Here is a 15,568-nt window from a genome sequence, read left to right on the forward strand (position 1 = left end):
CCTCTGTGGTGAATCGTATTCATTTCTATTCTCTATTTGATCTCCACCAATACCGACATCCCCGGACGCAACCCTTCCACTTTCCGGGTAGGGCGGGCGTGGATCTCGAAAGTCCGTAAGTCGTAGCTTCCTGTTTGTTTGGTCGACTTCCAGGTGGCAAAACTCCCCAGCGGACTGATATAGTAGATTTTAAACTCGATTCCCTTTTCGGCGAGGGCCGGCACGTCTCCAATGAATGTACCTCCCATGCGGAAGTTTGGCATCAGGTCCTCCCTTACATTGAGAACGACATGCACGTCGTCCATCACTACCAGATTCATGATCGGAGTGCCCGGTGCCACAAGTTCGCCCCGTTTGGGGAAGATCGTTGCTATCTGCCCGTCTTCCGGCGCAATCAGGCGGGCATCCACCAGCAGTGATGAAACTTCATCGACCGTGCTGTTGGCCGCGTTTACCATGGAGCGGGCCGAAGCTTTATCTTCACTCTGCGCCCCGTCCACTGCCATCTGGTATTGTTCGTAGGCCGCACGCTCGGCTGCCTGAGCCGCTTTATACATGGCTTCTACCTCGTCCTTGCGTTGAGAGGTGACCACGCTGTCCTTGTATAAGGTGAGGATGCGGTTATACGTTGTCCGTGCCAGTGCCAGGTCACTCTGGGTTTTGTTCCACAGTTGCTGCGCCGTAGCTATGATTTGCCGGCGGGTTCCGGCATCTATCTTCTTGTTTTGCTCTACAGCCACTTGCTTTAATGCGTCCACCTGGCGGTATTTCGCCTCTACGGTGGGACTGTTGATGACCACCAGCGTATCACCCTGTTTCACCCACTCGCCTTCGTCCACCAGGAAGGTGTCGATGCGTCCCGGCAGTTTGCCGCTGATACGGATTTCGGTTGCTTCGGCCTGACCTTGCAGGATCAGGGGCTGGCGGCGCATGGCAATCATTCCGATGGCAGTGAACAAGGCTACTGCCACAAGTACGGCGATGAAGGCGATGCTTAAGGTTCTGCCTTTTTTAGATTCTGACTTCTCCATCTCTTTATTATTGTTTTATTGATTATTTTGCAGGTTCGAGTATTGTTCCGGTATGCCGCACAGTGCCAGCAGATTCATCAGGGTTACGTCATACTCGTAGTAGGCTGCCAGTCTGGCCACCTTTGTTTTCGATAGCAGAGTTTCTGCGTCTACTACTTCTGTTGAAGTTGCCATTCCCTCGGCGAAGGCTTTTTTCCGCATCCGCACCAATTCTTCGCTCAACTCGATGGTAGTGTTCAGTGCCCGCACGTTATCGAGCGCCTTTTGCAGACCGGTGTACAGTTTGTCCACTCCGACGGAAAGATCGTCACGTGCTTTCTCCTGCCCCAATGCGAGAGTCTGTTGGGTCAGGCGCGATTGCCGGATCCGCTTCTCCCGTTCCAGTCCGTCGAAAAGGTTCCAGGTGAAACCTATGCCGACCATGGTGCGAGGCAGCAGATTGCTTTGTATGCCATGAGAGTAAAGCGTCTGCTTACCGAAGAGGGCGATATTGGGCAGATAGCCGCTCTGGTCTATCCGGACCTGTTGCTTGGCCATGCGTTCCTGAAGGTTCAGTTGGTTGAGCAGGTAGTTGCTGATGCCTACCACCTGCAAAAACTCCATCTTGGGAGGTAGGGTATCGTTGATAAACAGGGGAGAGGAAGGTGTGATATCTCCACTTGTTTCCAGATTGAGCAGGGTTTTCAGCGTACGTTGCACCACGGCCTCTTCCTTGCGGGCGGCTTCCAGCTCGCGCAGTGCCTCGTCCATGTTGACTTGGGCAAAGAGGCGTGCCGCCTTGTCTATCATGCCGGTGGCCTCCAGCTTTAACGCATTCTCGTAATGGAGCTTCAGTGCCTGGTACGATTCCCGGCGGACACTGACGACTTCCTGCGCCAGGCGCAGGCCGTAATAGCTTTCGGCAAGCAGCGTGCGCTGCGTGGCGTCTACCTGTGCCCGGTTTTCACGGGCGAGGTCTATCATTGTGTTGCCTATCTTGGTGGCATGAATACGTTTGCCCCCGGCAAAGAGCACCCATTCCGCGGTGAGGTCTACAGTGGTCAGGTTACGCGGCGCCAACGGGAAAATAAGTGTGTTCGTACCAATCTGGTCGAGTATGGACGATATGATCTTATCATCCGGCAGGATGGTATGTACAAAGTCTTTGGCCGGATCGGTGAACTGGGAAAGGGGTTGTTTCACTTCGATCTTTTCGGAAAGGTGCACAAATGCACCGGTCGATTGCAGGCTGGGCATCCAGAAGGCATTGAGCTTTCCCCGTTCGGCACGGGCTATGTCGATACCTTTGTCGGCTATCTTGAGGCTTTGGTTGCCCTTGTGCAGCAGTTGCAACGCTTCATCAAAGCTGAGTTGCTGCTGCGAAGTTTCCCGCGTGGGAGGGAGGCTTTGCGCCAGAACGGTGTTGCTGTATAAGAGTATTCCTGCCGCTATCATCAGCGCGACCGGTATTTTCTTTTTTTCCATACGTCTGTTACGGTTTAGGTTTATGAGTCCTTGTAACAGACGAGGGGGGAGGTTTGTTCAGAAAATGTAAGGGAATGCCGTCTTTATAATTCGACTTCTTTGTCCAACTTAGAAGGATGTTGGTGAGTATGGAACAAAGTTACGATGTATATGCTTTCTTCCTTTTCATCTACATAATATATAATTTTATAAGGATTTACGAGTAAGTATCGGCAGCTAATCTTTTTCTCTTTGGCAAGTATCAGTTCTACAGGTCCTCGGAATGGGTTATTGATTAGTTGCAATGTTTTTTGTTCAATGGTTCTTGCCAGGCGATCGGTTGCTTTGTTACCAAACTCTTGTTGGCTGTATTCTAAAATTTCAATAACCCTTCTTTGTGCTTGAATTGTCCATGCTATCTTCATCATAATAGATAGTGTTTAAAAGTAGTGTGCATTTCTTGGCTGCTGATGATTTGTCCTTGTTGTATTTCATCTATTGCTTGTTCTATTTCTTCTTTAATTTCATCTTCTGTGAGCTGGCAGGGAGCTGCTTTCTTAACAGCAGTTTTCTCTCTCAAACCGAGCACATCGTGAAGTTTCTGCTTCACTTTGTCGATGATCTCTTTACTGTCTATATTGGCAATAGTCCGGATCAATTCTGCTTTCTCTGCTTCCAATTCAAGATAAGCCATACTATTGTAAGCTACTACCGGTTCGGATACTTTGGTTGTTTCCTCTTCTTGTTGCTTGTATTTTTTAGACTCCTTCATAATGCGTCTTGTTTTTTTAGTATGAATACAAAGATAATAAATTAATTGATAGCGAATAAGGTTCCGTTCAGAATTAATTTCATTTGCCTAATTGATATCTATAAAACGTTTTCGGAATCAAAAAGACGGCTAATGGCCTTTTCCGCTAACTATCCCTTTTCATCTTCTTGCCCATATAGGAGAGAATGTCCCGGAACTTTCCGCTTCTTCGCCCGGAAAGCCGGGCTTGGGAGGAGGAAGAGCCGGCGTTTTCACCTTGAAGAGCCGGCATTTCGACTAAAAGAAGTAAGCATTTGCTCCGAAAGACGGTTGCGTTTTTCAAAAATGAATAAGAGTTTTGCCCAATATCTCTATATGTTTTCTTCCATTACATATATTGTTCTTGTTTGGGAGTGAAAACAGTGGTCCTATTTCTCTGGTTGCTTTCGTAGAGTGATAGGTTGATGATTGATAAAAATATGATATTTTATTGGTTTTTGTTTCTGCTGTTAAACGATAATGCAAAATAGGTATCCTTTTGTTCTCGTAATTGATGTATTGGTTTCTAACGGTATTCTCTTGATGCGAAAATACGGCGATTTTTGCCCATCCTTGGTACTTTGTACGGGAAAAAGCGAATCTGAAGCGTTTGGATTATCATTTTGATAAAAGGGTACTTTGTGTCTGGCTCAATTCCCTTCGGGATACTCGGTTCTATCTTTTTTATATTACCAGCGCAGCGATCTCTGGTGACAGCTCGATGTTTCCGTCTTTGCGGACAATGATGAAGTTGGCATCCCTTAGTGCGTTCATCACACTCTTATACGTAACCAGTCCCATGCCCTTGAAGCGTCTCAGGCTTTGCCATCCGTTCTGGGTGGTGTATTGCAGAAGGTCGCGTACTGTCCTGAATCCCATCTCTCCATATAAAACATTATAGGCATGCGCGCCGACAAGGTTTGATAGGGGAGTATTTACGGGTGTGACCGTATTGCATTTATCGAACATCAGTTCCATCGTCCGACTGCGAAATGTGGCGATTCGCCCCTTATGTTCGCCCAGAGTCCGGAGGATGGAACTATAGTTAGTCGCCACTCGTGCATACGTCATTTTGTTACGTTTCGCCACCCGTGCGATGGGTTCGCCACTGGAGACGGAAAGGAATATTTCCCGTTCGTGATCGTCCGTAATCAACTGACCGAGTTCCTGAATGAGGATATGGAAAAGCGGTTGGTGTAGTTTCTGGGTTTTCAATAGAAATAGTTCGTCGTCACATTGTGAGAGGAGTACTTCACGTTCCAGTTCCTTTTCTTTGATGATCTTTTCCAGATAATTCTCACCTAAATCTTTGGTCTGGTGAACATCAAGATATTGGGTCAGGCTTTCGTCATCAATCATTAGGACGTTCTCTATCCTCGATGAAGCGATATATCCCAAGTTTGCCCATGTGCGGAGGTCGGATTCGGCAATACCGCGTTTCTCCGACAGTTGTTTGAGGGTTATCCAGTTAGCCATGCCTGCCCCTCCTTGTTACTTCTTTGATTGGTCTGTTCATACCTTTCTGATTATTATGAACGTCCACATCCTTATGGTATACCTTATATATATAAGAAGTCGGGCGCTGAGTTCATATTTACGCGGAAAGAGGTAGTACCAATACCTAGAACTTCATAAATATGTTCACACGCCCGACCCTACGTCGCACGTATGAAACTGATTTATTGAAGTTCTTGTTTTTATGCATTAATTAAATTTGGTACTTTTCTTTCCGCAAAAAACGTTTCAATATGCCGCATTTCTCTTCGGCTTTCAAGTGACAAAGATAAAGAATCTTGTGGGAATAGCAAAGAATGTGACAAGAAAGTTGAGACTGTTATGACTTCCGCATGGAAGCACTCTGCATGGATTGGGGATGTGTCATTATTCACCACAGAGTAACACAGAGTTCCATAGAGCAAACTTAATCTGTTGATAACTAATGATACTTATCTGTATAAATCTGTTGTGAATACGAGTTTCGACACCCCCCCCCTCTCTGTGTTATTCTGTGTTCTCTGTGGTGAGTTTTTGATACCCCCACTTGTCCCCCCCGAATATTTTCACTAAGTTTGTCGCCCATTAACGTGACAAACACGATATGAATAAGAACTTACACCCTTTAATGTTGGCCGGAACCGGTAGTGATGTGGGTAAAAGCATCATTGCCGCAGCTTTTTGCCGCATATTCCTGCAAGACGGTTATCATCCGGCGCCATTCAAGGCACAGAACATGGCATTAAATTCATATGCCACTCCCGAGGGACTTGAAATAGGAAGGGCACAAGCTGTGCAGGCCGAGGCCGCAGGCGTGCCTTGCCATACGGATATGAACCCGTTGCTACTGAAACCATCGTCCGATCATACTTCACAGGTGGTGCTCAACGGGCGCCCCATCGGTAACCGGAATGCTTACGAATATTTCCGCCGTGAAGGACGGGAGGAATTGCGAAAAGAGGTTCATGCCGCATTCGACCGTTTGGCTGCCCGATATAATCCGGTAGTGATGGAGGGGGCGGGGAGCATCTCCGAGATCAATCTTCGTGACAGCGATCTGGTGAACCTGCCTATGGCTATGCATGCCGGAGCAGATGTGATTCTCGTGGCGGATATAGATCGTGGGGGAGTGTTTGCCAGTGTTTACGGTTCGGTGATGCTGCTTCGGCCGGAAGAGCGGAAGCATATCAAGGGGATATTGATTAATAAATTCCGTGGAGATATCCGTCTTTTCGAGTCGGGGGTAAAGATGCTGGAAGATCTCTGTGGTGTTCCGGTGGTGGGAGTCGTGCCTTATTACAAAGACATTTATATCGAAGAAGAAGATTCGGTGATGCTGCAAACCAAGAATATCCGTGCCGGACAGGGGAAGGTAAACATAGCCGTAGTGCTGCTCCGGCATTTAAGTAACTTTACCGACTTCAATGTATTGGAGCGCGATCCGCGTGTACACCTGTTCTACACCAACAATACGGACGAACTGATGAAAGCTGATATCATCCTGTTGCCCGGTTCGAAAAGCACTTTGTCCGATCTGTATGAGTTGCGCCGTAACGGAGTGGCACAGGCCATTGTCCGTGCCCACCGCGAGGGTGCCACGGTGATGGGCATTTGTGGAGGTTACCAGTTGATGGGGCAGGAGGTTTGCGATCCCGATCATGTGGAAGGTGAGATAGAACGCTTGCCGGGATTGGGATTATTGCCCGTCAGCACCCGTATGCAGGGGGAAAAGATTACGCGGCAGGTACGTTTCCATTTTCTTGAAGGCAGCGAGACCTGTGAAGGATACGAGATACACATGGGTACAACGACGCCCCTTGCCGATGTTCCCGCTTCGCCACTCAACCATCTGGCAGACGGAAGGGAGGACGGATATTTTGCCGACCGTACCTGTATGGGGACATACGTACATGGCATTCTCGACAATCCTTCGGTCATCGACTATCTGCTGGAACCTTTCGCCGATAAGCTGAAGGAGACCACTTTCGACTATAAAGCGTTTAAAGAAGAACAATACGATAAACTGGCAGCCCACGTCCGCAAGCATGTCGACCTGCCGCTTATCTATCAAATATTGACAGACAATGATTGAAGGACACGGAGACGATTCTTATAAATACCTCCGCCCGATACGGAGTAATTTCAGTTCGAACGTATATAATAAGGTAAACCTTGACGGGTTGCGGACGCATTTGTGCGGGCGTATCTCCACCATTTCCGCTTATCCCGAACCGGAACCTTATACATTAGAGGCCCGTCTGGCCGACCGTCACGCTTTGCCTGCCGCTTCGGTTTGCGTGACGAATGGTGCCACAGAAGCCATTTATCTGATAGCGCAAACCTTCCGGGGGACGAATACGGCCATCCTGATGCCTACGTTCAGCGAATATGCCGATGCCTGTCGCATGCACGGGCATAGGGTCACATCCCTGTATACGCTGGAGGCAGTGCCGGAGGACGTGCGTATGGTATGGCTCTGCAACCCGAATAATCCGACAGGAGAGGTGCATGGTAAAGAGCTCCTGACCGAACTGATCAGGAAACATCCGCAGGTTTGCTTCGTGATCGATCAGTCGTATGAATACTTTACGTTGGAGGAACTCTTCACCGCACGTGAAGCTGCCGGATTTCCCAATGTGATCCTCTTGCATTCCATGACCAAGCGATATGCCATACCGGGGCTCCGTCTGGGATACGTAACTGCGCAGCCGGGGCTGATGGCCCGTCTGCGTACGAACCGCATGCCTTGGTCGGTCAATCAGCTTGCCATCGAGGCAGGTCTCTACCTGCTTTCCGAGGGCATTCCGGAAGCTCTCTCCATGAAGGACTATCTGGCAGAGTGTGCCCGTCTGAAAAGTTCGCTTGAAGCGATAGGCGGACTGGAAGTATGGCCTAGCGATACGCACTTTATGCTGGTTTGTTTGCGATTCGGTAAAGCTGCTGCCTTGAAAGAGTATCTGGCCCGTGAAGAAGGAATTCTGATTCGTGATGCTTCCAACTTCGAAGGGCTGGACGAACGTTTCTTCCGAGTTGCCACCCAGACACCGGAAGAGAATGATGAACTGGTGAGGGCCATTGCGAAGTGGATGGCGGAATAATGACAGATTAAGGATGTATCAGAGTATGGACGAGATGTTTTTTTGGTTTGTTTGCCTTGTATATTTCTGCCGGCTGTCCCCCTTGCCTTTGGCTTGGCTGCTGGATCGCTGGTTGGGAGACCCTGCCTGGTTGCCGCATCCTGTGGTGGGATTCGGCAAACTGATAGCCTGGGGAGAAAAGTCGATGAATGTGGGGAGTGCCCGCGTTTGGAAAGGTGGGCTGGTATCGGCAGTGCTGATTGCGGGAGTCTATCTTTTCACTTGCTTCTTTCTCAGGGTGACCGAAGAGTATTCCATCGTATTGACGGCTCTGATAAAGACCCTGCTGATATTCTGCTGCCTGGCCGGAACGACGTTGATACGTGAGGTCCGGATGGTTTTCGAGGCGGTGGACCGTTCGTTGGACGAAGGACGCCGACAGGTGGGGCGTATCGTGGGGCGGGATACTTCTGCTTTATCTGCGCAGGAAGTGCGCACGGCAGCTTTGGAAACCTTGGCGGAAAATCTGAGTGACGGAGTGATTGCGCCTCTTTTCTGGTATGCCGTGCTGGGAGTACCCGGCATGATGGCGTATAAGATGGTGAACACGCTCGACTCGATGATTGGTTACCGAAACGAGCGCTATCGTCAGTTCGGCTGTATAGCGGCCCGGATAGATGATGTCGCCAATTACATTCCTGCCCGCCTGACGGCTCTGTTGATGATAATCGTCAGCGGACGGCTTTCTTTATTCAGGTTTGTGGGTAAATACGGCAGTCGCCATGCCAGTCCCAACTCCGGTTATCCGGAGGCGGCATTGGCAGGTATCCTGAATTGCCGGTTCGGCGGTCCGCATTATTACTTCGGGGAGGAGGTATGGAAACCGTTCATCGGTGATAACGAACGGGTATTGACAACAGCGGATATGAGGAAAGCGGTATCCGTCAATCAGAAGGCAGAGGCGTTGATGGTCGCGTTGGTGTGGCTGACTGTTCTGCTGTCTTTGGGTTAAGTTGCAGCCGGACTATTCCACCGTAAGGTGTCAGTGCGCCGAAAGCATCTTCCATCTTTAATGTTCCTGCATAGATCTGTGCACAAATCAGTACTCCGCCATGTGCGAAGACAGCCACGCGCCCGTACTTTTGCCTGCTCACTTCATCCAGAAATTCGGAGACCCGTTGAAGTTGCATTATAAACGATTCTCCGCCTGTGGCTGCTACATGGAAATAGTCGTCATACCACTCTTGCAGTCGCGGATCATCTATTTTGTCGAACTCCTTCATTTCCCATTCACCGAAGTCCAGTTCTTTCAGACGGGCATCACGAATGGCATCCGGATAGCCACAGTGCTCTGCCAGACGGGTGCAGCGGCTCAAAGGACTTGTGAATACGGCATCAAACACATCATCCTGCAACTGTTGAGCCGTGATTGTGGCTTCTTCTTTAAAACTATCCCGTAAGGGAACATCGGTCTGGCCATAACAGACGCCTTTGGGAACATCGACAGAGGTATGTCGGATCAATATGATTTCCATGATCTTATTGGTTTAAGTATGAGTTTGATTCACCACAGAGTAACACAGAGTTTTACCGGTTTTTAAATTCTTGTCTATAAGATGTTTAAGAGATAAATCATCTCAGTGGAACTCTGTGGTGAATCAAACTATATGAATATAAGAATAACTACCCCCAGGTAGAAGGACAGTTCGCTTAAAAGGAACAGTGCACCGCAGCAATCGCCTGTATACCCTTGTAACTTTCGTTTCATCAGCCTGTATAGTAGATACAACACTGCCAGTGGGAATATAATGGCAATCCAATACCTGTACGGAAGCAGGAGCGTCAAAGGAAGTATTCCGCATAAAAGTCCGAAAGCAAATTCTCCTTGCGACATTCTATTATAAACCACCTTCGCCTTACTCTCTTCTTCTTTCCGTGCGTAAGGCAGGAAGTTAATGATCTGTGATGAAGTCAACTTGCTCACAGTGTCGCCTGCAATCAGTACAGAGCAGGCGAAGGAGAGAGGAAGACTTGTCAGGAGATTCCATAGCAGGAAGAAGTATACGATCAATCCGATGACCCCATAACTGCCGATGTGCGAATCCTTCATAATAGAGAGGATACGTTCCCGGCTGGTTCCTCCGCCGAATCCGTCAAAGAAATCCGCCAGCCCGTCTTCGTGCAATGCGCCTGTAATCAACAATCGGCTGGTAAGTGCCAGCAATACGGCAACGGTGAAGGGGAGAACCTGTGCGGCCGACCAGAGTACCCCCGCCATGACGCCGCCCGTAAGCCATCCTGAAAGGGGCCAGTAAGGCACCACGTGCTTAAAACATTCTGCCGGAACTTCTCGGATGCGCCAGAAGGGGAGACGGGTGAAAAAGATAAATGCTGCTAATATATTCATGTGGGGCTTCTTTAAAAGTATTTGGTGATGGACGCATGCGCAAAGTTGTCCATTTCGTTGATCATCCGCACCGCAGAGTCTACGATAGGATAGGAGCAGATGGCCCCGGTCCCTTCTCCAAGGCGCAAACCCAGATTCAATAACGGCTTGGCTCCCATGGCATCAAGCAGAAGCTTGTGTCCAGTCTCGTCTCCCTGATGGCCGAAGATGGCGTAGTGCATTACTTCAGGGTAAAGCCGGGATGCCGCGAGGATGCAGTTTGTCATGATGAATCCGTCCACCAGGATAATCATTTTCAGTTCGGCTGCCTGAAGCATGGCACCTACCGCCATTACCATTTCCAGACCGCCGAAGTAACGAATCAGGTCGCGTACGCTTCCGTCTCCCTGATAATTGTCCAGTGCCCGCTGCAATACGCTGTATTTATGACGGATTCCGGCATTGTCGAGTCCGCTTCCGGCGCCGACGCATTGTTCGAGGGGAATACGGGTGAAGCAGGTCATCCACATAGAGGAGGATGAAGTGTTGCCGATTCCCATTTCACCCAGGGAGAGCACATTGCATCCTTCGGCGTGGCACCGGCGGACTATCTCTGCCCCACGGTCTATACACAAGTCCATCTCTTCTTCCGTCATGGCCGCTTCATGCAGGTAGTTGCGTGAACTTTTGCGTACTTTCATATTGATAATTCCCTTGTCGTAAGGCAGATCGTAATCCACTCCGGCATCCACGATCTTTAATTCGAATCCGTGTTGGCGGCAGAGGAAGTTGACACCTGCCCCTCCATGAAGGAAGTTGCTGATTTGCTGCCAGGTGATCTCTTTGGGAGAGAGGCTGACACCTTCGTCGACAATGCCATGATCGGCTGCAAATATAATGTTCTGCGGACATTTCAGCGTGGGAGTCAGTGTCTGCTGGATAAGCCCGATTTGCAAAGCCAGTTCTTCAAGTGTTCCCAGAGAACCTTTGGGCTTGGTCAGATTGTTTATTTTGTCAGTCAATGCTTCCCGGATTGTTTCGTCCGGTCTGGTGATTTGAAATGTTTTCATTTTATATAGGGTTAGTCTATCGTTTGTTTTTCATCTTTTACTTTTACGGGAATGCCCGATACCATTAATAAGACCTGATTGGCCCGGGTGGCAATATACTGGTTCATCCACCCCTGCATATCGGTGAACTTTCGTTGTATAAGGTTTTCTGAGGTGCCTCCCATGCCGATCTCGTTGGTGACGAAGATAAAGGTGGCTTCCTGTTCTGTCAGCCGGTCAAACTCGGCTTTTATGGCGGCGAGTGCCTTGTCTGTATCCGCTTCAAGGTCGAAGAAGTAATTGGTACACCAGAGTGTTACGCAATCGATCAGCACTACACGCCCTTGCAAAGAATGGCGGCTCAGTTCCTTTTCTTCTTCTATGTTGGTCCATTCCGGTCCCCGGTTGGCCTGATGACGTAACACCCGTTGACGGAACTCTTCGTCCCAGATGCGTGAGGTGGCCAGGTAGACCGGATTGGGGGAGAGAGATAATGCTAACCGTTCGGCATAGCTGCTTTTGCCCGAACGGGCCCCTCCGGTGATAAGTATGATCTGTTTCATGAATCTATCTGTGTATTTTCGGTTAGCAAATGTACGGTAATATTTTATATTTCCGTTCCCGGATGCAAAATATTGTGCCATTGCCATGGGTATTTCAGAAACAATATTTATCTTTGCACTGCTTTACAAAACGGAAGCAATTACATTGCGGTAGTAGCTCAGTTGGCAGAGCGGCGGCTTCCCAAGCCGCAGGTCACGAGTTCGACCCTCGCCTACCGCTCAATTCATGTTTTCAAGTCAAAAGTAAATATCGCAGGTTTCCTTGATCTTTTTGTGAGAAAAGAATGATGGAATCTGCGGTTTTTTTGTGTATTTCCTCTTTCACTCTTTGTTCTTTTCTTACCTTTGTGAATCAATTTTAATAGATAATCACATGAATAAGAAACTAATCTTATCTATCTTCGTTCTGGCGGGGGCTCCTGTACTGTTATCGGCTGCGGGAGAAGCACGATTACTGCGTTTTCCTGCTACGAACGGAAAGGAAATCGTATTTTCGTATGCGGGCGATTTGTATAAAGTGCCTGCTGCGGGAGGTGAGGCACAGCGTCTGACTTCCCATGTGGGATACGAAATGTTTCCCCGGTTTTCTCCGGACGGCAAAACGATTGCATTCACCGGACAGTATGATGGAAATACAGAAGTGTATACCATGCCTGCGACAGGGGGTGAACCGTTACGAGTTACCTATACGGCTACCAATAGCCGCGATGACCTGGGTGACCGTATGGGACCCAATAACATTGTCATGACCTGGACACCGGACGGACAGCGCATCGTATACCGTAACCGTATCAGTGATGGATTTTCCGGCAAACTGTTTACAGTGGACAAGGAAGGTGGATTGTCAGAAGCAATTCCTCTTCCGGAGGGCGGATTTTGCAGTTACTCACCGGACGGAAAACAATTGGCATACAACCGGGTGATGCGCGAATTTCGTACCTGGAAGTATTATAAAGGCGGTATGGCGGATGATATCTGGGTGTATAATCCGAACAGCAAAACAGTGGAAAACATTACCAATAATGTAGCTCAGGACATTTTTCCGATGTGGATTGGCGATGAAATCTTTTTCCTTTCCGATCGTGACCGCATCATGAATATCTTTGTATACAATACGAAGACTAAACAGACTGCCAAGGTAACTGATTTTACTGAGTATGATGTGAAGTTCCCAAGTGCCAGTGGAAATACCATTGTCTTTGAGAACGGTGGATATATTTATAAGATGGATGCCGCTACCCGGAAGGCTGAAAAGGTAAACATTACACTGGCTTCGGATAACATCTATGCCCGTACCGATTTGAAAGACGGAGCGAATTATGTGACTGCGGCCAGTCTGTCGCCGGATGGAGCACGAATGGTAGTGACAAGCCGGGGTGAAGTATTCAATCTGCCGGTAGAAAAAGGGGTTACAAAAAATATAACTCGTTCGCCGGGAGCTCACGACCGTGACGCACAGTGGTCGCCTGACGGAACACAGATTGCTTATATCTCTGATGCTACAGGCGAAACCGAACTTTATCTGCAGAATGCAGCAGGTGGCGAACCGATGCAGTTAACCCATAAGAACGATACATATATCCGTGGCTTTAAATGGAGTCCGGATTCTAAGAAGATAGTGTATATGGATCGTAAGAACCGAGTTAATCTGCTGGATGTGGCTTCCGGGAAAGTTTCATTATTATTGCAAGATCCGATGGGAGTGCCGGGTGGAGTTACTTTCTCTCCGGACAGTGAGTGGTTGACTTATACACGGATGGGTAAAAATGAAATCAATGTCGTATATGTCTACAATATTGCGGAAAAGAAAGAATATCCGGTGACCGACAAATGGTATAACTCTTCTTCTCCGGTGTTCAGTGCCGACGGAAAGTATCTGATATTCTCTTCTGCCCGTGATTTTAATCCGACTTACGGATCATTGGAATGGAACCATGTATATAATAATATGTATGGTGTGTACATCGCTTTGCTGTCTAAAGATACATCGTCTCCTTTCATGCAGAAAGATGCGGAAGTGGCTGCATCTAATGCTACACCCAAAAGCGGGGATAAGAAACCGGTAGATAAAAAGGAAGTGGCTGATGCTTCGTTGGTGAAGTTCGATCCGGATGGCATTACCGATCGCATTGTTCGATTGCCCTTGTCTCCGTCTTATTATGGTAACTTCTATTCGGATGGCAACAAGGTGTACTACTGGGGACGCGGTGGTACGAAAATGTATGACTTGGCAAGTCAGAAAGAGGAATCGATTGCCGATGGAGCTTCGATGGATGTTACTTACGATGGTAAGAAGGCACTTTTCTTTAAAGGCCGTCAGATTTATGTGACCAATCTTCCTTCGGGTAAGACAGAACTGACCACTCCGGTCAATTTAAGCAATATGAAGATTGCTGTGGATTATCCGAAAGAGTGGGCACAAATCTTTGATGAAGCTTGGCGTGCCTATCGTGACGGATTCTATCAGGAGAGCATGCACGGTGTAGATTGGAAAGCAATTAAAGAAAAATATGCGGTCTTGCTGCCTTACGTTAAAACTCGTTTAGACCTGAATTACATTATCGGTGAGATGATAGGTGAATTGAACTGTGGGCATGCTTATGTCAATCCGGGAGAAACGGAACAGCCCAAACGGATCAATACCGGTTTGCTTGGTGCGGAGATTACCCGCGACAAGAGTGGCTTTTTCCGTCTGGAGAAGATATTCCCCGGAGCATCTTGGAGCAAAGAGCTACGCTCTCCGCTTACGGAACCGGGGGTTGATGTGAAAGCAGGAGAGTACATCGTAGCTATTGACGGTGTGCCGACCAATACAGTTAAAGATATGTATTCTTTACTGGTGGGTAAAGCAGAGATACCTACTGAAATTTCGTTGAATGCCAAACCTCAGCTTTCCGGAGCACGTAAGGTTGTGGTCAGTCCGCTTGCCAATGAATATCCTTTGATACATTACAATTGGGTACAGGATAATATAAAGAAAGTGGACCAGGCTTCCAACGGACGTATCGGATATATTTATATTCCGGATATGGGACCGGAAGGCTTGAACGAGTTTGCCCGCTATTTCTATCCGCAACTTGATAAAGAAGGGTTGATTATCGATGATCGTGCCAATGGTGGAGGTAATGTTTCACCAATGATCCTGGAACGTCTTTCCCGTGAACCTTATCGCCTGACTATGGGTAGAGGTACCAGCCATGTGGGAACAGTGCCTGATGCTGTACAGGTGGGACCGAAGGTTTGTTTGATTAATAAATACTCCGCTTCTGATGGCGACCTGTTCCCGTGGGGCTTCCGCGCACTTGGATTGGGTAAGTTGATAGGTACGCGTACCTGGGGAGGTATTGTTGGCATTAGTGGTTCATTGCCATATATGGATGGAACAGACATACGTGTTCCGTTCTTTACCAGTTATGACCCGAAGACGGGACAATGGATTATCGAAAACCATGGTGTGGACCCGGATATCCTGATCGATAATGATCCGGTGAAAGAGTGGAATGGAGAGGATCAGCAGCTGAACAGAGCCATCGAAGAGGTTATGAAACAGCTTCAGGACCGTAAACCATTGGCTCCGGTACCTGCTCCGAGAGATTTTAGCAAATAAAAAACTTACTGAGATTGCAGTAAGAGGTTTTCACCACAGATTCCACGTACTTTTACAGACTCATTATCAGTGTCATGTATAGAATCGCGTAATCTGTGGTGTTTCTTTTTGATACATACCTTCTAACG

13 protein-coding genes and 1 tRNA gene are annotated in these 15,568 nt (G+C 48.2%); 5 read left to right on the top strand and 9 right to left on the bottom strand.

The window, feature by feature from the left end; genetic code table 11:
- Positions 1-32: 32 nt before the first annotated feature.
- From JZY04_RS03535 to JZY04_RS03555, 5 genes are all read right to left on the bottom strand, one after another.
- Positions 33-1,031 (bottom strand): HlyD family secretion protein, encoded by a 999-nt coding sequence (locus JZY04_RS03535; RefSeq protein ID WP_005806331.1) that lies wholly within the window; start codon positions 1,029-1,031, stop codon positions 33-35.
- A gap of 15 nt (positions 1,032-1,046) precedes the next feature.
- Positions 1,047-2,495 (bottom strand): TolC family protein, encoded by a 1,449-nt coding sequence (locus JZY04_RS03540; RefSeq protein WP_122142153.1) that lies wholly within the window; start codon positions 2,493-2,495, stop codon positions 1,047-1,049.
- 83 nt (positions 2,496-2,578) lie between these two features.
- Positions 2,579-2,902 (bottom strand): type II toxin-antitoxin system RelE/ParE family toxin, encoded by a 324-nt coding sequence (locus tag JZY04_RS03545; RefSeq protein ID WP_005777957.1) that lies wholly within the window; start codon positions 2,900-2,902, stop codon positions 2,579-2,581.
- The gene (locus JZY04_RS03550; protein ID WP_005777955.1) at positions 2,899-3,246 is read right to left on the bottom strand and encodes a hypothetical protein; all 348 of its coding nucleotides are present in this window, start codon (positions 3,244-3,246) and stop codon (positions 2,899-2,901) included. The genes JZY04_RS03545 and JZY04_RS03550 overlap by 4 nt, the downstream gene beginning before the upstream one ends.
- 702 nt (positions 3,247-3,948) lie before the next feature.
- Positions 3,949-4,740, bottom strand: coding sequence for a hypothetical protein (locus tag JZY04_RS03555; RefSeq protein ID WP_005806323.1), 792 nt, complete (start codon positions 4,738-4,740; stop codon positions 3,949-3,951).
- Between the two features lie 622 nt (positions 4,741-5,362).
- On the opposite strand from JZY04_RS03555, the gene JZY04_RS03560 reads away from it, so the two are divergent.
- From JZY04_RS03560 to cbiB, 3 genes are read left to right on the top strand one after another with little or no spacing between them, the layout of a single operon-like run.
- Entirely contained in the window at positions 5,363-6,850 is a 1,488-nt protein-coding gene (locus tag JZY04_RS03560; RefSeq protein ID WP_122142152.1) for a cobyric acid synthase, read from the top strand.
- Positions 6,843-7,856, top strand: coding sequence for a threonine-phosphate decarboxylase CobD (gene cobD, locus JZY04_RS03565; protein ID WP_122142151.1), 1,014 nt, complete (start codon positions 6,843-6,845; stop codon positions 7,854-7,856). Before JZY04_RS03560 ends, cobD begins: the two co-directional genes overlap by 8 nt.
- Before the next feature lie 34 nt (positions 7,857-7,890).
- Positions 7,891-8,847, top strand: a complete 957-nt coding sequence (cbiB, locus tag JZY04_RS03570; protein WP_181996327.1) for an adenosylcobinamide-phosphate synthase CbiB — start codon at positions 7,891-7,893, stop codon at positions 8,845-8,847.
- Here cbiB and cobC read toward each other — a convergent pair.
- From cobC to cobU, 4 genes are all read right to left on the bottom strand, one after another.
- Positions 8,780-9,370, bottom strand: coding sequence for an alpha-ribazole phosphatase (cobC, locus tag JZY04_RS03575; RefSeq protein WP_101603178.1), 591 nt, complete (start codon positions 9,368-9,370; stop codon positions 8,780-8,782). The two genes, cbiB and cobC, sit on opposite strands and share 68 nt — an antisense overlap.
- 128 nt (positions 9,371-9,498) lie before the next feature.
- Positions 9,499-10,242 (bottom strand): adenosylcobinamide-GDP ribazoletransferase, encoded by a 744-nt coding sequence (gene cobS / locus JZY04_RS03580; protein WP_005806312.1) that lies wholly within the window; start codon positions 10,240-10,242, stop codon positions 9,499-9,501.
- Positions 10,243-10,253: 11 nt separating this feature from the next.
- Complete coding sequence (gene cobT, locus JZY04_RS03585; protein ID WP_005806309.1) at positions 10,254-11,291, bottom strand: nicotinate-nucleotide--dimethylbenzimidazole phosphoribosyltransferase; 1,038 nt, start codon at positions 11,289-11,291, stop codon at positions 10,254-10,256.
- Positions 11,292-11,302: 11 nt separating this feature from the next.
- Complete coding sequence (gene cobU, locus JZY04_RS03590) at positions 11,303-11,914, bottom strand: bifunctional adenosylcobinamide kinase/adenosylcobinamide-phosphate guanylyltransferase (protein WP_080546236.1); 612 nt, start codon at positions 11,912-11,914, stop codon at positions 11,303-11,305.
- 66 nt (positions 11,915-11,980) lie between these two features.
- On the opposite strand from cobU, the gene JZY04_RS03595 reads away from it, so the two are divergent.
- Positions 11,981-12,053: transfer RNA gene (locus JZY04_RS03595), tRNA-Gly, on the top strand.
- A 153-nt stretch (positions 12,054-12,206) separates the two neighbouring features.
- Positions 12,207-15,440 carry a S41 family peptidase gene (locus tag JZY04_RS03600; RefSeq protein WP_122142150.1) on the top strand — a complete coding sequence of 1,078 codons (3,234 nt, stop codon included), beginning with the start codon at positions 12,207-12,209 and terminating at the stop codon, positions 15,438-15,440.
- Positions 15,441-15,568: the final 128 nt, after the last annotated feature.

Source organism: Bacteroides sp. 11BF (assembly GCF_019633765.1).
Classification (GTDB): domain Bacteria; phylum Bacteroidota; class Bacteroidia; order Bacteroidales; family Bacteroidaceae; genus Bacteroides; species Bacteroides hominis.